General features: G+C 74.2%; 20 protein-coding genes. 8 read left to right on the forward strand and 12 right to left on the reverse strand.

What is annotated here, in order from left to right; all coding sequences use genetic code 11:
* Positions 1 to 34: 34 nt before the first annotated feature.
* From Actkin_RS24055 to rimP, 7 genes are all read right to left on the reverse strand, one after another.
* On the reverse strand, positions 35 to 703 hold the full coding sequence (locus Actkin_RS24055) for a TetR/AcrR family transcriptional regulator C-terminal domain-containing protein (RefSeq protein ID WP_229787016.1): 669 nt from the start codon (positions 701 to 703) through the stop codon (positions 35 to 37).
* A complete protein-coding gene (gene rbfA, locus Actkin_RS24060) occupies positions 700 to 1,155 on the reverse strand; it encodes a 30S ribosome-binding factor RbfA (RefSeq protein ID WP_189211664.1) in 456 nt (151 codons plus the stop codon). Before rbfA ends, Actkin_RS24055 begins: the two co-directional genes overlap by 4 nt.
* A gap of 13 nt (positions 1,156 to 1,168) precedes the next feature.
* On the reverse strand, positions 1,169 to 1,465 hold the full coding sequence (locus tag Actkin_RS24065; RefSeq protein ID WP_189211665.1) for a DUF503 domain-containing protein: 297 nt from the start codon (positions 1,463 to 1,465) through the stop codon (positions 1,169 to 1,171).
* Between the two features lie 60 nt (positions 1,466 to 1,525).
* Complete coding sequence (gene infB / locus Actkin_RS24070) at positions 1,526 to 4,549, reverse strand: translation initiation factor IF-2 (RefSeq protein WP_258904355.1); 3,024 nt, start codon at positions 4,547 to 4,549, stop codon at positions 1,526 to 1,528.
* Positions 4,550 to 4,639: 90 nt separating this feature from the next.
* On the reverse strand, positions 4,640 to 4,996 hold the full coding sequence (locus tag Actkin_RS24075; RefSeq protein WP_308425898.1) for a YlxR family protein: 357 nt from the start codon (positions 4,994 to 4,996) through the stop codon (positions 4,640 to 4,642).
* 21 nt (positions 4,997 to 5,017) lie between these two features.
* Positions 5,018 to 6,031 (reverse strand): transcription termination factor NusA, encoded by a 1,014-nt coding sequence (gene nusA, locus Actkin_RS24080; RefSeq protein ID WP_258904356.1) that lies wholly within the window; start codon positions 6,029 to 6,031, stop codon positions 5,018 to 5,020.
* Positions 6,028 to 6,546, reverse strand: a complete 519-nt coding sequence (rimP, locus tag Actkin_RS24085) for a ribosome maturation factor RimP (RefSeq protein ID WP_258904357.1) — start codon at positions 6,544 to 6,546, stop codon at positions 6,028 to 6,030. Before rimP ends, nusA begins: the two co-directional genes overlap by 4 nt.
* Positions 6,547 to 6,749: 203 nt before the next feature.
* Between rimP and Actkin_RS24090 the strand changes: the two genes are divergently transcribed.
* Together Actkin_RS24090 and Actkin_RS24095 are read left to right on the forward strand one after the other, a co-directional pair.
* On the forward strand, positions 6,750 to 7,181 hold the full coding sequence (locus tag Actkin_RS24090) for a hypothetical protein (RefSeq protein ID WP_258904358.1): 432 nt from the start codon (positions 6,750 to 6,752) through the stop codon (positions 7,179 to 7,181).
* The gene (locus Actkin_RS24095; protein WP_258904359.1) at positions 7,178 to 7,627 is read left to right on the forward strand and encodes a ferritin-like domain-containing protein; all 450 of its coding nucleotides are present in this window, start codon (positions 7,178 to 7,180) and stop codon (positions 7,625 to 7,627) included. The genes Actkin_RS24090 and Actkin_RS24095 overlap by 4 nt, the downstream gene beginning before the upstream one ends.
* On the opposite strand, the gene Actkin_RS24100 is transcribed toward Actkin_RS24095, so the two are convergent.
* Positions 7,618 to 8,388: a hypothetical protein gene (locus Actkin_RS24100; RefSeq protein WP_258904360.1), complete on the reverse strand. Its 771-nt coding sequence runs from the start codon at positions 8,386 to 8,388 to the stop codon at positions 7,618 to 7,620. The genes Actkin_RS24095 and Actkin_RS24100 overlap by 10 nt on opposite strands.
* A 34-nt stretch (positions 8,389 to 8,422) precedes the next feature.
* On the reverse strand, positions 8,423 to 9,469 hold the full coding sequence (locus Actkin_RS24105) for an aminotransferase class V-fold PLP-dependent enzyme (protein ID WP_258904361.1): 1,047 nt from the start codon (positions 9,467 to 9,469) through the stop codon (positions 8,423 to 8,425).
* A 24-nt stretch (positions 9,470 to 9,493) separates the two neighbouring features.
* Here Actkin_RS24105 and Actkin_RS24110 point away from each other — a divergent pair, with 24 nt between their 5' ends.
* A complete protein-coding gene (locus tag Actkin_RS24110) occupies positions 9,494 to 9,898 on the forward strand; it encodes a YjbQ family protein (RefSeq protein WP_189211889.1) in 405 nt (134 codons plus the stop codon).
* Here the strand turns inward: Actkin_RS24110 and Actkin_RS24115 are convergent.
* On the reverse strand, positions 9,883 to 10,809 hold the full coding sequence (locus tag Actkin_RS24115) for a YhgE/Pip domain-containing protein (protein ID WP_258904362.1): 927 nt from the start codon (positions 10,807 to 10,809) through the stop codon (positions 9,883 to 9,885). The two genes, Actkin_RS24110 and Actkin_RS24115, sit on opposite strands and share 16 nt — an antisense overlap.
* A 107-nt stretch (positions 10,810 to 10,916) precedes the next feature.
* Here Actkin_RS24115 and Actkin_RS24120 point away from each other — a divergent pair, with 107 nt between their 5' ends.
* Positions 10,917 to 11,657: an HAD family hydrolase gene (locus Actkin_RS24120; protein WP_396122819.1), complete on the forward strand. Its 741-nt coding sequence runs from the start codon at positions 10,917 to 10,919 to the stop codon at positions 11,655 to 11,657.
* Here Actkin_RS24120 and Actkin_RS24125 read toward each other — a convergent pair.
* Together Actkin_RS24125 and mtnA are read right to left on the reverse strand one after the other, a co-directional pair.
* On the reverse strand, positions 11,654 to 13,402 hold the full coding sequence (locus Actkin_RS24125) for a proline--tRNA ligase (RefSeq protein ID WP_258904364.1): 1,749 nt from the start codon (positions 13,400 to 13,402) through the stop codon (positions 11,654 to 11,656). The genes Actkin_RS24120 and Actkin_RS24125 overlap by 4 nt on opposite strands.
* 70 nt (positions 13,403 to 13,472) lie before the next feature.
* The gene (gene mtnA, locus Actkin_RS24130; RefSeq protein WP_258904365.1) at positions 13,473 to 14,420 is read right to left on the reverse strand and encodes an S-methyl-5-thioribose-1-phosphate isomerase; all 948 of its coding nucleotides are present in this window, start codon (positions 14,418 to 14,420) and stop codon (positions 13,473 to 13,475) included.
* A gap of 39 nt (positions 14,421 to 14,459) precedes the next feature.
* Between mtnA and Actkin_RS24135 the strand changes: the two genes are divergently transcribed.
* From Actkin_RS24135 to Actkin_RS24150, 4 genes are all read left to right on the forward strand, one after another.
* Entirely contained in the window at positions 14,460 to 14,822 is a 363-nt protein-coding gene (locus Actkin_RS24135) for a VOC family protein (RefSeq protein ID WP_258904366.1), read from the forward strand.
* A gap of 208 nt (positions 14,823 to 15,030) precedes the next feature.
* Positions 15,031 to 15,753, forward strand: a complete 723-nt coding sequence (locus tag Actkin_RS24140) for a YaaA family protein (protein ID WP_258904367.1) — start codon at positions 15,031 to 15,033, stop codon at positions 15,751 to 15,753.
* 248 nt (positions 15,754 to 16,001) lie between these two features.
* Complete coding sequence (locus tag Actkin_RS24145) at positions 16,002 to 16,961, forward strand: serine protein kinase RIO (RefSeq protein ID WP_373292407.1); 960 nt, start codon at positions 16,002 to 16,004, stop codon at positions 16,959 to 16,961.
* Positions 16,962 to 17,210: 249 nt separating this feature from the next.
* Entirely contained in the window at positions 17,211 to 19,181 is a 1,971-nt protein-coding gene (locus Actkin_RS24150; RefSeq protein ID WP_258904368.1) for a DEAD/DEAH box helicase, read from the forward strand.
* Positions 19,182 to 19,218 lie beyond the last annotated feature (37 nt).

Genomic DNA, 19,218 nt, shown 5'->3' on the forward strand with positions numbered 1-19,218 from the left:
GGCGCGCGGCGGCCCGGCGGGAGCGAAGCGGGAATCAGCCCTCGGCGCGCAGGCGCTCCAGGCCGGAGAGGATCAGGTCGAGGCCGAACTCGAACTCCGCCTGGTGGTCGCACCAGCCCAGCGCGCTGTCCGGGTCGTCGTGCGCGATCTCGGCCACCATCGCGGCCAGGTGCGGGAAGTGCTCGGCCAGCTCCTGCACCATCGCCTCGGCCTCGGCGTCGGCCGCCGGGTCGGAGAGGTCGAACAGCTCCTGGGAGAAGCCCAGCGCCCGGCTGCCGAGCGCGTGCAGCGCGCGGTGGGCCAGGTCGTAGGAGAAGCCGCCAGCGCGGAAGATCGCCAGGACCCCGTCGTAGTACGCGATCACCCCGGGGCTGATCGACGTGCGGGTCTCCAGCACGCGCGCGGCCCAGGGGTGGCGCAGGAACACCTGGCGGGCGGTGAGGACGCGGGCGCGCATCGCCGCCTGCCAGTCCTCGACCACGGGCTCGCCCACCGCCTCGGCGATCTCGGCCATGACGACCTCGATGACGCCGTCCAGCAGGGCTTCCTTGTTGGCGACGTGGTGGTACAGCGACATCGCCTCGACACCCAGGTCCTGGGCGAGACGGCGCATGGTGAGGGCGGCGATACCGTCCCGGTCGGCGATGGCGACGGCCGCGCCCAGCACGCGCGCGCGGCTCAGCGGGACGCGCTCGGCCGTCACTGGTCGTCTTCTGGCTCGGCTTCCCGCGGCGCCTTGTACGGGTCCGCCTCGCCCGCCGGGGTCGCGCCGGAGGCCAGGGCGGCCACCTCGGCGTCGGCCGCGCGGGCCTGGGCGAGCAGGTCGTCGATGCGGCGGGAGTCCTCGGGGATGGTGTCCGCGATGAACTGCAGGGTCGGGGTGAACCGCACCCCGGTCTGCTGGCCGACCTTGCTGCGCAGCACGCCGCGCGCGCTGTTCAGGGCGGCCGCCGCGCCCGCCATGTCCGGCTCGGTGTCGATGCGGTCGCCGAGGACGGTGTAGTAGACCGTCGCCTCGCGCAGGTCGGCGGTCACCCGGGCGTCGGTGATGGTGACCCGGGCCAGGCGCGGGTCCTTGACCTCGTGCTCCAGGGCCGAGGCCACGATCTGGGTGATGCGCTTCGCCAGTTTGCGAGCGCGCGGTGCGTCGGCCACGACAGCGTTCCTTCTAGTCGTCGTCCGGCCCGAGCAACCGGTGCCGGGCGGACAGGAGTTCCAATTCGGGGCGGCCCGCGACCAGGCGCTCGCACGCGTCCATGATGTCGCGGACGTGCCCGGCGTCCGCGGCCGCGACCGCCACGCCGATGAGGGCCCGCCGGTGCAGGTCCAGGTGGCCCGCCTCGGCGGCGGAGACCTCGAACCGGCGGCGCAGCTCGGCGATCACGGGCCGCACGGCGGACCGCTTCTGCTTCAGGGAGTGGACGTCGCCGAGCAACACGTCCAACTCAAGAGCACCTACATACATGGGTGAGGGTGTTGGTCGGACCGGGGGCGCTCCACGGGTGGAGCGCCCCCGGTCGGCTGACTACGACCGCGGCTTCTCGCGCATCTCGTAGGTCTCGATCACGTCGTCGACCCGCAGGTCGCCGTACGAGCCGAGGGTGAGACCGCACTCGAAGCCCTCGCGGACCTCGGTCACGTCGTCCTTGAACCGCCGCAGCGTGCCGACGGTCAGGTTCTCCTGGATGACGACGTTGTCGCGCAGCAGGCGGGCCTTGGAGTTGCGCCGGATCTCCCCGGACATCACCAGGCAGCCCGCGATCGTGCCGACCTTCGAGGACTTGAAGACCTCGCGGATCTCGGCGCGGCCGAGCGCGACCTCCTCGTAGATGGGCTTCAGCATGCCCTTGAGGGCCTGCTCGATCTCGTCGATCGCCTGGTAGATGACCGAGTAGTAGCGCACGTCGATGCCCTCGCGGTTGGCCAGCTCGGTGGCCTTCCCCTCGGCGCGGACGTTGAAGCCGATCACGATGACGTTGTCGGCGATCGCGAGGTTGATGTCGCCCTCGGTGATGCCGCCGACGCCGCGGTGGATGACCCGCAGCTCGACCTCGTCGCCCACGTCGATCTTGGTGAGCGCGTCCTCAAGGGCCTCGACCGTACCGGAGTTGTCGCCCTTGATGATCAGGTTGAGCTGGCTGGTCTCCTTCAGCGCGGAGTCCAGGTCCTCCAGGCTGATCCGCTTGCGCTTCTGCGCGTTCTGCGCCGCCCGGGTGCGGGCCGCGCGCCGCTCGGCGATCTGCCGGGCGATGCGGTCCTCCTCGACGACGAGGAACGTGTCGCCAGCGCCGGGCACCGACGTGAAGCCGATGACCTGGACCGGCCGCGACGGGTACGCCTCGGTGACGTCCTCGTTGTGCTCGTCGACCATGCGCCGGACGCGGCCGTAGGCGTCGCCCGCCACGATCGAGTCGCCGACGCGCAGCGTGCCGCGCTGGACCAGCACCGTGGCCACCGGACCGCGACCGCGGTCGAGGTGGGCCTCGATCGCCACGCCCTGGGCCTCCATCTCCGGGTTGGCCCGCAGGTCGAGGGTGGCGTCGGCGGTCAGCAGGATCGCCTCGAGCAGACCGTCGATGTTGATCGCCTGCTTGGCCGAGATGTCGACGAACATCGTGTCGCCGCCGTACTCCTCGGCGATCAGGTTGTAGTCGGTCAGCTGCTGGCGGATCTTCTGCGGGCTCGCGCCCTCCTTGTCGATCTTGTTCACCGCGACCACGATCGGCACGTTCGCCGCCTGGGCGTGGTTGATCGCCTCCACCGTCTGCGGCATGACGCCGTCGTCGGCCGCCACCACGATGACCGCGATGTCGGTCGCCTTGGCGCCGCGGGCACGCATGGCGGTGAACGCCTCGTGACCCGGGGTGTCGATGAACGTGATCGCCCGCTCGTTGCCGTCGAGCTCGGTGACGACCTGGTAGGCGCCGATGTGCTGGGTGATGCCGCCCGCCTCGCGCTCGTGCACGTTGGAGGAGCGGATCGTGTCCAGCAGTCGGGTCTTGCCGTGGTCGACGTGGCCCATGACGGTCACGACCGGCGGCCGCGCCTGCAGGTCGTCCTCGTCACCGGCGTCCTCGCCGTAGGTGATGTCGAACGAGTCGAGCAGCTCGCGGTCCTCCTCCTCGGGGGAGACGACCTGCACGTTGTAGTTCATCTCGGAGCCGAGCAGCTCCAGGATCTCGTCGGAGACCGACTGCGTCGCGGTGACCATCTCGCCGAGGTGGAACAGCACCTGCACCAGCGACGCCGGGTTGGCGTTGATCTTGTCGGCGAAGTCGGTCAGCGAGGCGCCTCGGGCCAGCCGGATCGTCTCGCCGCTGCCCTTGGGCAGGCGGACGCCGCCGACGCTGGGCGCCTGCATGTTCTCCATGTACTCCTGGCGCTTCTGCCGCTTCGACTTGCGGCCGCGCTTGGAGGGTCCGCCGGGACGGCCGAAGGCGCCAGCCGCGCCGCCGCGGCCACCGGGGCCGCCACCGCCGGGACGGCCGCGGAACCCGCCGCCACCACCGGCCGGGGCGCCAGCGCCACCGCCGCCACCGCCGCCACCGGGACGGAAGCCACCGCCGCCGCCACCGCCGGGACGGAAGCCGCCACCGCCGCCACCGCCGCCGCGGAAGCCGCCGCCACCGCCGCCGCCGGGGCCGCCACGGCCACCCGGGCCGCCACGACCGCCGCCGGGGCCGCCGCCAGGACCGCCGCGACCGGCGCCCGCGGGACGCGGGGGCCGGGGCGGCATCATGCCGGGGTTGGGCCGGGGCGGCATCATGCCCGGGTTCGGGCCGCCGGGACGCGGACCGGCGGGCCGGTCGCCGCGCGCGGCGGCCGGACGCTCGCCGCCGGGACGCGGGCCGCGCTCCTGCCGGTCGCCGCCACCCGGGCCAGCCGGGCCGGGACGGGGGCCGGAGGGACGCGGCGCGGGCGCACCGGCGCCGACGCCGAAGGGGTTGTTGCCGGGCCGCGGCGCGCGCGGACCGGGCTTGGGCGACTGCGGCCTCGGCGGCACGACGGCGCCGCCGGGACCGGTCTGCGCCGGGGGCTGCTGCTTCGGGCCGGGCCGGGGGCCGGGCGCCGGAGCGGGCTTGGTCGGGCTCGCCGGACCGGCGGCCGCGGCGGGCCGCTGCTCGCGGGCGGGCTCGCGGACCGGGGCCTGCTGCTGCGGCTCGGGCCGGGGACCGGCCTTGACCCCGGGCTTGGGGCCCTGGTTGGCCGGGCCCTGGCTCGCCGGACGCGGTCCGGGCGCGGGCGCGGGCTTGCTCGCCGCGGGCGCCGGGGCCGAGGCCGCTGCCTGCGGCTGCGGGGCCGGGGGTCGGGGGCCGGGCTTGACGCCCGGGCGGGGGCCGGGCTTCACGGCGGGCTTGGCCTCGCCGCTCGCGCCGCCCTTGTCGCCCTTGCCCTGGTAGGTGTCGCGCAGCCTGCGCGCGACGGGCGCCTCCACGGTGGAGGACGCCGACTTCACGAACTCGCCCATGTCCTTAAGACGGGCGAGAAGATCCTTGCTTGTGACGCCGAACTCCTTGGCGAGTTCGTGCACGCGGGCCTTGCCTGCCACTGCTCTCCTCATCTGGTGAGGTCGGCGGGCATGGGTCCCGTCGACCTCGTCCTAACGTCGCGCGTTCATGTCTTCAGCTTCACGGCTGACTCATGACGGGTCGACCTGCCTTCTGTCCTTCACAGCGGCGCGGGAAGATCCCGCGCCTGCACGGCCTGCGATCCGGTCGATCTCCGACCGGAGGCCCTCGACGCCGACCGCCCCCGGGGCCCGGAGGGCCCTGGGGAACGCGCGCCGCTTCTCGGCCTTGGCCAGACACTCGGGCTGGGGGTGTATCCACGCCCCCCGACCGGGCATCCGCCGCCGCGGGTCGGGGATGGCCTCCCCGTCCGCGAGCACCACTCGCAGCAGTTCCGTGTCCACCGCCCGGGTGCGGCATCCGACGCAGGTCCGCACCCGCTGGGCTGGACCGGGACGCGCGGAAACCGGTTCCGGACGATGAACCACGGGAAGTCTATCTCGTTTCGTTCAGTCAGCCGAACCGGATACCGGCCCGGCCTGGGCGCCCGCCGCCGCGTCGCTGCGGATGTCGATGCGCCAGCCGGTCAGCCGGGCCGCCAGCCTGGCGTTCTGACCTTCTTTCCCGATGGCCAGGGACAGCTGGTAGTCCGGCACGACGACCCGCGCGGTCTTCGCGCGCTCGTCGACGACCGTGACAGAGACAACCTTCGCGGGCGACAGGGCATTCCCGACGAAGGTCGCCGGGTCGTCGGACCAGTCGATGATGTCGATCTTCTCACCGGCCAGCTCGCTCATGACGTTGCGCACGCGCGCGCCCATCGGGCCGATGCACGCGCCCTTGGCGTTGACGCCGGAGACCGTCGACCGCACGGCGATCTTCGAGCGGTGCCCGGCCTCGCGGGCGACCGCGGGGATCTCCACGGTGCCGTCGGCGATCTCGGGCACCTCCAGCGCGAACAGCCTGCGCACGAGGTTGGGGTGCGTGCGGGAGAGGGTGATCTGCGGGCCGCGCGCGGTGCGCGAGACGCCGACGACGTAGCACTTGAGCCGCGCGCCGTGGGTGTAGGACTCGCCGGGGACCTGCTCGACGGCGGGCAGCACGCCCTCGGTGTCGCCGACCTGGACCACGACCATGCCGCGGGAGTTGGCCCGGGTGTCACGCTGCACCACGCCCGCGACGATCTCGCCCTCCTTGGCGGCGAACTCGCCGTAGGTGCGCTCGTGCTCGGCGTCGCGCAGCCGCTGCAGGATGACCTGGCGGGCGGTGGTCGCGGCGATGCGGCCGAAGCCCTCGGGGGTGTCGTCCCACTCCTCGACGACCTCGCCGTCGGGACCGGGGGTGAAGGCCAGCACCCGGACCACGCCGGTGCGCCGGTCGATGTCGATGCGGGCGTGCGGCTGGTGGCCGTCGGTGTGCTTGTACGCGGTGAGCAGGGCGGTCTCGATCGCCTCGATCACCGTCTCGAACGGGATGTCCTTGTCGCGCTCGATGGCCCGCAGCGCCGCGATGTCGACGTTCACCGCGCGTCCTCCTCCGTCCCGGACGCCCGACCCTCGAGCATCGCCATTTCCGCCACCGGCGGCTGTTTGAACTCCACCTCGACGACGGCCTTGGCCACGTCGGCGTAGCGCACCGCGCGCAGCGCGCCGTCGACCAGCATCTCGACCTCGTCCTCGCCCGCCGCGCCGACCCGCCCCACGAACTCGGGCCCCTCGTGCGGTCGGACCTTCACCAGGCGCAGCCGTGCGCGCCGCCAGTGGCGCGGCCTGGTGAGCGGGCGGTCGGTGCCGGGCGAGGTGACTTCCAGGGTGTACGGGCCGCCGAGCACCGCGTCGTGCTCGTCGAGCACCGCGGAGACCGCGCGGCTGACCTCGGCGACCTCGTCGAGGCCGACGCCGTCGTCGCCGTCCACCACGACCTTGACCAGCCGCCTGCGGCCCGCCTGCTGCACGTCGAGCTGCTCGAGCTCGAAACCGGCTGTGGCGACGGCCTGGGCGACTATCGGCTCCAAGTCGCGTTCTTGCTGGTTGCCCACGTGGACGGCGCCCCCTGTTTCTGGTCGGCCTTGCGGTTGTCGGCCGGTCGGCGGTACCGCACGCCGACCGTGGTCGCCTAGCGTATCTCGCCCGCGCGGAGAGGGCCGCCGCAGGCGATCAACTCGTCTCCGGCATGGTCGGACTCGGCGACCTGGCAGGATGACTTTCCGTGAGGATCAACTCCGGCGTACCCCGGCGGACTGTGCTAGTGGGCGTCGCGCTCGGCGCGGCCGCGGGCTGCACGGACCCCGGCCCGCCGCCCCCGCCCGACCCGCTGGCCGCCCTGGCCGACCGCGCCCGCGCCGACGCGGCGCAGGCCGCCGCGATCGCCTCGGCCGTGCCGTCGCTGGCCGAGGGCGCCGGGGAGGTGGCCAGGGTGCGCGGCGAGCACGCGACCGCGTTGAAGGCCGAGGTGGAGCGCGAGCGGCCGCCGGTGTCGACGACCGCGTCCGCGCCGCCCACCACGCCGCCTACTGCGCCCAAGGACGAGAAGGCCGCGCTGAAGGCGCTCACCGACGGGCTGACCGCGGCGCAGAAGGAGGCCGCAGGCCTGGTGCCCGCGCTGCCGAGGTACCGGGCCGGGCTGGTGGGATCGGTCACGGCGGCGTGCGCGAGTCTGCGGGAGGTGCTGTGAGCCAGCCGGGGATGCCCCAGGAGACGGTGGCGGCCGTGCAGGCCGCGCTGGGGGCCGAGCACGCGGCGTTGTGGGTGTACGGGCTGGTGAGCGCGTTCCTGCCCGCCGCGTACGACAAGGCGCTGCGCGAGGGGGTCACCGAGCACCGCGAGCGGCGGGACGCCACGGCCGAACTGCTGGCCGCGGCCGGGATCACCCCCGCGCCCGCCGAGGCCGCCTACGTCCCCCCGGAGCCGGTGGAGGACGAGGCGTCGGCCGCGAAGCTGGTCGCCACCGCCGAGACGGACGCCACAGTCGCGTGGCGCGCCGTGCTGGAGCGCTGCGACGACAAGGCGCTGCGCGAGTCCGCGCTGGCCGCGCTGACCGGCTCCTCGGTCAGGACGACCCGCTGGCGGACGGCGGCCGGGGTGGACCCCGCCGTGCCGTCGTTCCCGGGTCAGCCCTGAGCGAACTCCACGCCGAAGCGGACCGCGTCGGCGCTGACCTCGGTGAGGAACTTGTCCTCCTCGGCGGTCCGCTTACCAGCAGGCGCCCAGTCGGACTCCACGATGATCACGTGCGGGCCGTTGCGCTGGGAGAAGTACCCGCCCCGGCCCAGCGACTCGAGTCCCTTCACGGTGACAATCTCCGCGCGCAGCGGGTCGTTGACGTTCCCCGTGTTGTCCGTCTCGGCCAGCGCGTGGAGTTCGCTGGCCAGTTCCTCGGTGGGCATCTCCACGACGGCGACCCAGGTGTAGATGGTCTTGTCCTGACCGGGCGGCTTGCTCGTGTAGAGCGCCCTGGTCAGGTCGACGCAGGCGTTCTTCCTGAGGAACTTCTGCACGTCGTCGTAGGCGTTGGCCGCGCAGTCCTTGTCGTGCCGGGGGTCGGCCATGTCCTCGTGCGGGGTGAACGCGAAGCGCCCTGCGGGCGCCTCGGTCGTGGTGTCGCCGCCCGCGGTCGGGTCCGACGCCGGGGCGTCGCCCTGCAGCAGCGCCCAGACGAAACCGGAGACCACGGCGACGGTGACCAGGCCGACGATCCGCAGCGCCCAGGTCGCGCCCGGGTTGGGCGGGCGCTCCCCGGGGGGCGGCTCCTCGAACCGGATCGGCTCGTCGCGGCGGGGCTGCTGGACGCGGGGGATCCACTCCGTCGCGCCCGGGCCGCCGTGTCGGGGCGGCGGTGGCGGCCAGGGGGGCGGGGAGCCGGGGCGCTGGGGGGCGGACACGGGCAACCACGGTAATCGGTGTCCCCCGACCGTGTCAGATCGACTCGGAGATTTGTCCGTTTCCCCTGGTCAGCGCGCTGATCGCGCGGTCGAGGTCGTTCTCGTCGGAGTACAGGTGGAAGGCCAGCCTGGCCCGGCCCGCCCGCAGGGCGCAGCGGATCCCGGCCTCGGCGAGGCGCTCCGCGACGCCCTCGCCCGCGATCGAGACGATGGCCGAGCCGCGCGGTGGCAGGCCGAGGGCGGCGAGCAGGGCGTCGGCGAGGCCGACGGCGTGGTCGCGGACGGCGGCCAGGTCCAGGCCCGCGATCCAGGGCAGCGCGGCGGCCGCGCCCGCCTGGGCCAGCCAGCCGGGCGAGAGGTCGTAGGCGCGGGCGTCGGGGGCCAGGCGCAGCGGGAGGTCGTAGACGGTCTTCCACGGGTCGTCCCCGGCGTACCAGTTGGCCGCGACGGGCAGCGTCCAGTCGGCGGCCTCCGGGCGCACCGCCAGCCACGCCGAGCCGCGCGGGGCGAGCAGCCACTTGTAGCCCGCGCCGACCACCCAGTCCGCCCAGGCCAGGTCCTGCGGGAACCAGCCGAGGGACTGGGAGACGTCCAGCAGGACGCGCGCGCCGCTCGCGCGCAGGCCGTCGAGGTCCACCACCGCGCCGTCGGCGGACTGGACCACCGCGACGGCCACGAGGTCGAAGTCCGCGGCGCGCTCGGCCAGCCGGTCCAGCGGCGCGGCCGTGACCGTGACCCCACGCGCGGCCTGGGCGGCGAACGGGAAGGACACGCTGGTGAACTCGCCCTCGGCGACGAGCACCCTGGCGCCGTCCGGCACGCCCGCGGCGACCTGCGCGACCAGCGGCGAGACGCCCGACCCGCTGGCCACCCGCTCGACCGGGACGCCGATCAGCTCGGCGAAGGCCGTCCGGGCCTGGCGGACCGGGAGGTCGTAGTCGGGAGCGTCGGCCTGGCCCGCCGCCCACCGGCTGACGGACGCGGCGACGGCGTTGGCCGTGGTGACGGTCGGGATGCCGAGGGAGGCGGTGTTGAGGTAGCCGGGCGGGACGTCGAACTTCTCTCCGAAGGCGGTGCGCACGCCACCCACCCTAGGCTGGGCGGCGTGCGAAGCGAGGAGATCGAGATCCGCACCGGCGCGGCCGAGGTGGTGCGCGACCTGACCGACGAGTGCGCCCGGTTCGTCGACGGCGAGGGCGACGGCCTGCTGCACGTCTGGGTGCCGCACGCCACCGCCGGTCTCGCGATCGTCGAGACCGGCGCGGGCAGCGACGACGACCTGCTGGCGGCCCTGCGCGACCTGCTGCCGAAGGACGACCGCTGGCGGCACCGGCACGGCTCGCCCGGACACGGCCGCGACCACGTGCTGCCCGCCTTCCTGCCGCCGTACGCGACGATCCCGGTGCTGGGCGGACGGCTCGCGCTGGGCACCTGGCAGTCGGTGTGCCTGGTCGACACCAACGTCGACAACCCCGTGCGCAAGGTCCGGCTGAGCTACCTGGCGGGCTGACGCGCCGGGATCGCGAGCGCGGCGAGCCCGGCGACGGCGATGCCGCCGAGGACGAGCACGCCGTGGAGCACGTCCGGCGCGTCCGGCGTGCCCTGCAGGAGGCTGCGCAGCCCTTCGGTGGAGAACCGGAACGGCGTCCACGACCACAGCAGAGCGCGGTAGACCGGGTCGAGCAGTTCGGGCACCGTGCCCGCGACCGCGGGCGCGATCAGGTAGAGCGGGCCGAGGACGCCCAGCGCCCGGATGCCCAGGAACTTGAGCAGCGCGCCCTGGGCGGCGGCGAAGGCGACCCCGATCAGCAGCAGATAGCCCAGGACGTCCCAGCCGAGCGGCACCGTCGAGTCCCACAGCGCGGTCAGGCCGACGACCGCGCCCGAGGCGACGACGGCGACCCCGCCCACGAGCGCCATCCGGTGACCGGTCGTCGGCTCGACGCCTTCCCGCCTGCCCAGCAGGAACAGCCCGGCGGACGCGGCGAGTCCGCCGATCCACAGCAGCGCGCTCGCCGCCAGCGGGATCGTCCGGCCCGCGGCCGTGGCCGGGTGCAGCGTCTCGACGGTGAACGGCACGCCCGCCGCCTGGGCGACCCCGGTCATGACCTGCTGGGCGAGCTGCGCGCCCGCCGGGTTGACCGCGCCGGAGACGACGACCGTGGCGGGGTGGCCGAGTTCGAGGACGCCGTAGACCTCCTTGTCGAGCAGGAGCTCCCGGGCCTCCTCCGGGCCCGCGACCCGCCACCGGACCGCCTCCGCGCCGCGGGCCGCGATCTGCTCGGCGCCGGGCCCGGACACGGCCAGCGGCACGCCGTCGGGCCGGACGCTCGCCTGAGCGCCGAAGGTGAGCAGGCCCAACACGGTGGCGACGACGCCGCCGAGCAGGGCGACGGCCGCGACCAGGCGGCTTGGGGACATGGCATCCTCCCGTTGTTCATCAGTCGTTGAATTACGGTAGGCGGCCGGGACGGATAAATCAACAGGCGTTGAAAACGCAGTGCGGGCAGACGTCCGGTCATGCCACGATGGGCAGCGTGACCGATCCTCGTGTTCCCGGCCCCGACCTGCTCGTCCTGTGGGACATCGACCTGACCCTGGTCGACTACAGCGGCATCGGCCGCGACTGGTACGGCCAGGCGATGACCGCTGCCCACGGCCTGCCCATCCGGCACGTGCCGACGTTCCCCGGGCGCACCGAGCGCGCGATCACCGCCGAGCTGCTGGAGGCGCACGGGATCGCGGTGACCGAGGAGACCGTGCAGGCGCTGTTCGCCGAGCTGGTCGCCATCGCCGACGCCGCCCGCGCCGACATGCCGACCCTGGGCCGCGCGCTGCCCGGCGCCGCCGCCCTGCTCGCCGCGCTGGCCGAGCACCCGGGCGTCGTGCAGTCACTGGTGACCGGCAACCTGCCGGAGCTGGCGGCGTGCAAGCTGGAGGCGTTCGACCTGCACCACCACCTCGACTTCGAGGTCGGCGGCTACGGCGGCGTCTCGCCCGACCGGCACGAGCTGGTCAAGACCGCCATGCAGGCGGCGAGCGCGAAGTACGGGACCGACTTCGAGCCGGGCCGCGTCGTCGTCATCGGCGACACGCCCCACGACGTCGCCGCCGCCCTGCACCACGGCGCGATCGGCGTCGGCGTGGCGACCGGGCGCTCGTCGGTGTCCGAGCTGCGGGACAGCGGCGCGCACCTGGTCCTCGAGGACCTGTCCGACACCCCGGCGGTGCTGGCCGCGCTGGTGGGCGCGGCCAGCCGCACGGCCTAGCCGCGGACGAGGCCCAGCAGCGTCGGGACGACCTCGTCCACCGGGACGTCCTGGCGCTCGCCGGTGCGGCGGTCCTTGACCTCGATGACGCCGTCGGCCAGCCCGCGGCCGACGACCACGATGGTCGGCACGCCGATCAGCTCCGCGTCGGCGAACTTGACGCCCGGGGACGCGGCGCGGTCGTCGAAGAGGACGTCGAGGCCCGCGGCGGACAGCTCGGCGGCCAGCTTCTCCGCGGCGGCCTTCTGGGTCTCGTCCTTGCCCGCGACCGCGAGGTGCACGTCGTACGGCGAGACGTTGCGGGGCCAGATGATGCCGCGCTCGTCGTGGCTCTGCTCGGCGATCACCGCGACCAGGCGGGAGACGCCGATGCCGTAGGAGCCCATGGTGACGCGGACGGGCTTGCCGTCCTTGCCCAGGGCGTCGAGGGAAAACGCGTCGGCGTACTTGCGGCCGAGCTGGAAGATGTGGCCGATCTCGATGCCGCGCGCGGCCTCCAGGATGCCGGAGCCGTCGGGGGCGGGGTCGCCAGCGCGCACCTCGGCTGCCTCGATCGTGCCGTCCGGGGTGAAGTCGCGGCCCGCGACCAGGTCGATCACGTGGTGGTCGACCTTGTCCGCGCCGGTGACCCACGCCGTGCCCTCGACCACGCGGGGGTCGACGAGGTAGCGGACACCGTTGTCGAGCAGCGCCTTGGGGCCGATGTAGCCCTTCACCAGGAACGGGTGCCGGGCGAAGTCGGACTCCTCCAGCATCGCGAACTCCGCGGGCGACAGCGCCGCCTCCAGCCGCTTCACGTCGACCTCGCGGTCGCCGGGCAGGCCGATGGCCAGCAGCTCCCACTCCGCAGCGCCCGGCATCCTGGTCTTGACCAGGACGTTCTTGAGCGTGTCGGCCGCGGTGAAGGTGCGGCCGAGCCCGGCGGCGTTGAGGAAGTCGACCAGGGTCTCGATGGTCGGGGTGTCGGGCGTGTGGTGCACCTGCGCCTCGGGCAGCCCGGCCAGCGGGATCGCCGGGGGCGCGGGCGTCACGACGGCCTCGACGTTGGCCGCGTAGTCCGACCCGGTGCTGCGCACGAAGGTGTCCTCGCCGGTCGGCGCCTCGGCGAGGAACTCCTCCGACGCCGAGCCGCCCATCGCGCCCGAGGTCGCCTTGACGACGACGTACTGGAGGCCGAGGCGGTCGAAGATCCGGATGTAGGCAGCGCGGTGGGCCTGGTAGCTGGCCTCCAGGCCCTCGTCGTCGAGGTCGAAGGAGTAGGAGTCCTTCATCAGGAACTCGCGGCCCCGGAGGATGCCCGCGCGCGGGCGCGCCTCGTCGCGGTACTTCGTCTGGATCTGGTACAGCGTGACCGGGTAGTCCTTGTACGAGGTGTACTCGCCCTTGACGGTGAGGGTGAACAGCTCCTCGTGCGTGGGCCCGAGCAGGTAGTCGCCGCCCTTGCGGTCCTTGAGGCGGAACAGGTTCGGGCCGTACTCCGTCCAGCGGTTCGTCGCCTCGTAGGGCTCGCGGGGCAGCAGCGCGGGGAACTGGATCTCCTGCGCGCCCATCGCGTCCATCTCCTCGCGGACGATGGCCTCGATGTTGCGCAGCACGCGCATGCCGAGCGGCAGCCAGGAGTACCCGCCCGGGGCGACGCGGCGGACGTACCCGGCGCGGACCAGCAGCTTGTGGCTGGGCACCTCGGCGTCCGCCGGGTCCTCGCGCAGGGTGCGCAGGAACAGCGACGACATCCTGGTGATCACGGCATGGCTCCTCGGCGGCAGCGGTTGTGCCTGGCAGCGTAGTGACACCGCCGCGGCCAGCGCATTCGGGTTAGAACACGCGCGCCTCGGTCACGATCGCGCTCACCAGGTCGCGCGGGGTGACGTCGAAGGCGTAGTTGAGCGCCCTTGTCCCCTCCGGCGCGACCCTGACCCCGGCGAACGCGGTCACCTCCGCGTCGGCGCGCACCTCGATCGGCACGTCCGCCCCCGTCGCCGTCGCCATGTCCACTGTGGACTCCGGGGCGGCGACCACGAACGGGATCCCGGCCCGGTGCGCGGCCAGCGCCAGCGGGTAGGTGCCCACCTTGTTGACCACGTCGCCGTTGGCGGCGATCCGGTCCGCGCCCACGACCACGGCGTGCACGAGCCCGTTGGCGATCACCGACGGTCCGGCGGAGTCGGCGACGAGCGTGTGCGCCGCGCCCATCTCGGCCAGCTCCCACACCGTCAGCCGCGCGCCCTGCAGCAGCGGGCGGGTCTCGTCGGCGTAGACGTGGCCGAGCGCGTCGCGCTCGTGGAGCGCGCGGACGACCCCGAGCGCGGTGCCCCACTCCACGCACGCCAGGGCGCCCGCGTTGCAGTGCGTGTGGATGTTGAGCGGGCCGTCCACGCGGTCCAGCAGCCACTCCGCTCCCCTGGCGCCCAGGGCGCGGGAGGAGGCGATGTCGTCGTCGCGGATGCGCAGCGCGGCGGCGAGCATCGCGTCGGCGCCGCGGTGCCGGAGGACCTGGTCGACGCCCCAGGCGAGGTTGACCGCCGTCGGTCGGGCGGCGCGCAGGCGGGCGGCCGCGGCGGGGACGTCGTCGGTCGTCCGCGCCGCCAGGGCGACGCCGAGCGCGCCCGCGACGCCCAGCGCGGGCGCGCCGCGCACCGCGAGCGTGCGGATGGCGTCGATCAGCTCGTCGACGGTCCGCAGGTCGAGCAGCACGACGTCGTGCGGGAGACGGGTCTGGTCCAGTGCCACGATCCGGTCGTCTACCCAGTCCAAGGTGCGCACGGGTCCATATTGTCGGTCCCCCTGGCTACCGTCGACCGCATGAGCATCGAGTTGGGCGGCGTGACGATCGATTGCGCCAATCCGCGCAAGCTGGCGGAGTTCTGGACCGCCGCGCTGGACTTCGAGGTCGGCGCCGACTACGACGGCGAGTTCCTGTTCCTCACCCCCCGGGGCACCAAGCTCGGGGAGTCGACCGCCGTGGCGCTGCAGCGCGTCGACGAGCCCAAGTCGGGCAAGAACCGGGTCCACATGGACTTCCACGGCGAGGACCGCCGGGCCGAGGTCGACCGGCTGGTCGGACTGGGCGCGACGGTGCTGGACGAGCACACCGTCGAGGGCATGGCGTGGACGGTCCTGGCCGACCCGGAGGGCAACGAGTTCTGCGTCACGGCTGACCACTGACGGCTGAACCGCCGGACGGCTGAACCACTGGACGGCTCAGCCGCCCGGCTGGACCGCCGTACGGCCGACCGCCGCCCCGCTGGACCGGCGGTCGACAGACCGCCGGCCGGCCGGATCGCCGGTCGGCCGGATCGCCGGTCGGCCGGATCGCCGGTCGGCCGGATCGCCGGTCGGACGGGTCGTTCGTCGGCTGAATTACGCTGTCCGGGTGCTCGTGCTGCTTCCCCCGTCGGAGACCAAGGCCGACGGCGGCTCCGGCGCGCCCCTGGACCTGGCCGCGCTGTCCTTCCCCGAGCTGAACCCGGTCCGCGACCGGCTGGCGAGCGCGCTGGCCGGTCTCGACCCGGCGCGCGCGATGGCCGCGCTCGGCCTGTCCGAGCGCCAGGCCGACGAGGTCGAGCGCAACGCCCGGCTGCGGGAAACGCCGACCATGCCCGCGATCGAGCGCTACACCGGCGTCTTGTACGACGCGCTGGGCTACGGGTCCTTCACCCGGGCCCAGCGCGCGCGGGCCGGACGGCGGCTGGCGGTGGCGTCGGCGCTGTTCGGCGTGGTCCGCGCGGACGACCCGATCCCGGCCTACCGGCTCTCCGGCGGCACCGTGCTGCCCGGGGTCGGCGGCCTGCGCGGGGTGTGGCGGGCGGATCTGGAGAAGACGCTGTCCGCCGCGGACGAGCTGGTGATCGACCTGCGCTCGGGTCCGTACGCCGCGCTCGCGGCGATCCCGCACGCGATCACCGTCAAGGTGGTCACCGGGAGCGGCGCGGCGGTCAGCCACTTCAACAAGGCGCACAAGGGCAGGCTCGCGGCGGCCCTGGCGTGCGCGCCGCGCGAGCCGGGGACGGTCCGCGGCGTGGTGTCGATCGCCGCGGCGGCCGGGTTGCGGCTGGTCCCGGCCGGTCGGACGGCGCTGGAGCTGGTGGTCGGATAAATCGGTTGCCCGGGGTCTCGCCGCCCCGGCAGACTGCGCTCGTGTCCCAGCGGAGTGCTGGGTGGACAAGAGGAGGTGCCGTCATGGGTATTGCCGCCCGGGTGGTCGAGGCACCGGCCCTTCCACCAGCCTCGTCGCGCTGACCTCTTTCCCGGCACGCACAGCCCCGGCGGTCATGGACCGCCGAGGAGGCTGTTCGCCATCACAGCGCGGTGGGGCTCCCCAGACTCAGCTTGGAGAACCCACCAGTGCGAGAGCACGACTTCGCCTCTGCCCACGACGCAGAGGATTTCCCTGACACCCGCCGTCCCCAGCGCATGCGCAGGCGGCGCTTCGACGACGAGGTCCAGCCCACCCGCTCCGGCAGGCTGACCGAGGCCGAGAAGGAACGGCTCGCCCGGGTCCGCGAGGACACCGGCCCCGAGCTGCCCGACGGCGCCGACCGCTGGTCGACCTGGCTGGACGCCGACCAGGGGCCGCACCCCCGGCCGTCCTGGCTGGTCACCGACGGGGCCGCGGCCGACACCGACCTCGGCATCCTCAAGACCGGCAAGGAGGCCGACGTCTTCGTCGTCGAACGGGCAGTGCCCGGCGGCGCGGCCTGCCTCATGGCGGCCAAGCGGTACCGCAGCAGCGAGCACCGCATGTTCCACCGGGACGCCGGATACCTCGAGGGCAGGCGGATGCGCCGCTCCCGCGAGATGCGGGCGATGGCCAACCGCAGTTCCTTCGGCCGCAACCTGATCGCCGAGCAGTGGGCGGTCGCGGAGTTCGCCGCGCTGTCGCGGCTGTGGTCGGTCGGCGCCCCGGTGCCGTACCCGGTCCAGCGCGACGGCACCGAGCTGCTGCTGGAGTTCCTCGGCGACGCCGACGGCCAGGCCGCGCCCCGGCTGGCCCAGCTGCGTCCGGAGCCCGACGAGGCGCTGGACCTGTGGGAGCAGCTGGTCACCGCGATGGAGATCATGGCGGGCCAGGGCCTCACCCACGGCGACCTGTCGGCGTACAACCTGCTGGTGCACGACGGCCACCTCATGCTGATCGACCTGCCGCAGGTCGTCGACCTGGTGGCCAACCCGGCGGGGGCGGGGTACCTGACCCGGGATGTGACTTCCGTCGCAGCGTGGTTCCGCTCCCGCGGCGTGCCGGATTCCCTGGTCGACCCGCAGATCGTGAGCGAGCGGCTGCTCGCCGCCGCGGGGCTGGGCTAGGGTGTGGGCGGCGCCCGCGGGTGGTCTGTCCGACCTGGTCGGGTAGGCTTGACCGAGCACCACGAGCGGCGGGCGCCGCTCCCTGCCCGGCCACACCGGCCGCGCAGCGAAAACCATCGCCGCGGATCGCGGCCCGACGACAGTGACCATTGGCGCGACGAATGCGCCGGGCCCGTCCGTGTTCTTTCCGAGGGTTTCACCCGCTCGGGAGTCCTGACGCGACGTGCCACGCGTCCCCGAGAGGACCCCGTGCTTAACCCTGAACTGACGTTCGCTTCCCTCGGCCTGCCCACCGAACTGGTGGACGCCCTCGCGACGGCGGGCATCGACAGCCCGTTCCCCGTGCAGGCCGTGACCATCCCCGACGCCCTCGCCGGGCGCGACGTGCTGGGCCGTGCCCGCACCGGCTCCGGCAAGACGCTGGCGTTCGGCCTTCCCCTGCTGACCCGGCTCGCCGAGGGCGGCCCCGTGCGGCCCAAGCGGCCCCGCGCCCTCGTGCTGGTGCCGACCCGCGAGCTGGCCCTGCAGGTCGTCGACGCGCTGACCCCGCTGGCCCGGCCGCTGGGCCTGTGGTGCCGCGCCGCCGTCGGCGGCATGTCCTTCGTCAAGCAGGTCGAGGCCCTGCGCCGCGGGGTCGACCTGCTGGTCGCCACCCCGGGCAGGCTCTCCGACCACGTCCGCCAGGGCACCTGCGAGCTCGGCGACATCGCGCACGTGGCCATCGACGAGGCCGACCAGATGGCCGACATGGGCTTCCTGCCGCAGGTCCGGGACATCCTGGACCTCGTCGACCGCTCCGCCCAGGTGCTGCTGTTCTCGGCGACCCTGGACGGCGACGTCGACACGCTGGTCAAGTCCTACCTGACCGACCCGGTGACCCACTCGGTCGTCTCCGACGACAGCGACGTCGCCGCGATGGAGCACCACCTGCTGTTCGTGTCCAAGCAGGACAAGCCCGACGTGGTGGCCGAGATGGCCGCCCGCGAGGGCCGCACGATCATGTTCGTCCGCACGAAGCACCACGTCGACCGGCTGGCCGACAAGCTCCGCTCGGTCGGGGTGTCCGCGGGCGCGCTGCACGGCGGCAAGACCCAGGGCGCGCGCAACCGCGTGCTGAGCCGCTTCCGCGACGGCGACCTGCCCGTGCTGGTGGCCACCGACGTGGCCGCGCGCGGCATCCACGTCGACGGCGTCGACCTGGTCGTGCACGTCGACCCGCCCGCGGACTCCAAGGACTACCTGCACCGCGCCGGTCGCACGGCCCGTGCGGGCGAGTCGGGCACGGTGGTGACCGTGGTGACCCACGACCAGCGCCGCACCGTCCTGCGGCTGACCGACCGCGCTGGCGTGTCCCCCAGCACCGCGAAGGTCCGCCCGGGCGACGACGAGCTGGTCCGCATCACCGGCGCGCGCACCCCGTCGGGTGTGCCGCTGGGCCCGGACATCGCCCCCGCCCCGGCGCGCTCCCGCCGCTCGGACGGCGACCGCCCGCGGCGTTTCGACGGCGACCGCCCGCGCCGCTTCGACGGCGGTGACCGTCCCCGCCGGTTCGAGGACCGCCCGCGACGCTTCGACGACCGCAGCGGCGCCCCGCGCCGGTTCGAGGACCGCCCGCGCTTCGAGGACCGGCCGCGCCGCGACGACCGCCCGCGCTTCGACGCCGACCGTCCGCGCCGGTTCGAGGACCGCACCACCACCCCGCGCCGCGCCGAGGACGGCGACCGCCCCCGCCGCTTCGACAGCGGTGACCGACCCCGTCGGTTCGAGGACGGCGACCGGCCGCGCCGCTTCGACGGCGACCGCCCCCGCCGGTTCGAGGACAGCGACCGCCCGCGCCGTTTCGAGGACCGCACCGCGGCCCCGCGCCGGTTCGAGGACGGCGACCGTCCCCGCCGTTTCGAGGACCGCACCGCGGCCCCGCGCCGGTTCGACGACCGCCCCCGCCGCGACGACCGGCCGCGCCTCGACGGCGACGACCGCCGGTTCGGCAACCGCCCGCAGAGCGGCCGGTTCGAGGACCGCGCCCGCCGCGACACCCCGCGTGAGGGCGGCTTCCACGCCAAGCCCTTCCGGGACGACCACCGCGTGGACGACCGCCCGCGCAAGCCGCGGCACAGCCAGGCCCGGCACGACCGCCCGGCCGACACCCAGCACAGCGACCGCCGCACCCCGCGCGGCTGGCGCGAGGGCGACCGCCGGTCGAAGACCAAGCGCTTCTGAGCCGACGTGACCGGAAGGGGCCTGCCGCAGCGACGGC

Source organism: Actinokineospora sp. UTMC 2448, from assembly GCF_024760565.1.
In the GTDB taxonomy this organism is placed as follows: Bacteria; Actinomycetota; Actinomycetes; order Mycobacteriales; family Pseudonocardiaceae; genus Actinokineospora; species Actinokineospora fastidiosa.

What these genes read in the sequence shown, in the direction of transcription:
- Actkin_RS24065 (WP_189211665.1), bottom strand. Translation starts at nt 1,465, where the DNA reads ATGTATGTAGGTGCTCTTGAGTTGGACGTGTTGCTCGGCGACGTCCAC.
- Actkin_RS24115 (WP_258904362.1), bottom strand. Translation starts at nt 10,809, where the DNA reads ATGTCCCCAAGCCGCCTGGTCGCGGCCGTCGCCCTGCTCGGCGGCGTC.
- Actkin_RS24120 (WP_396122819.1), top strand. Translation starts at nt 10,917, where the DNA reads ATGGGCAGCGTGACCGATCCTCGTGTTCCCGGCCCCGACCTGCTCGTC.
- Actkin_RS24135 (WP_258904366.1), top strand. Translation starts at nt 14,460, where the DNA reads ATGAGCATCGAGTTGGGCGGCGTGACGATCGATTGCGCCAATCCGCGC.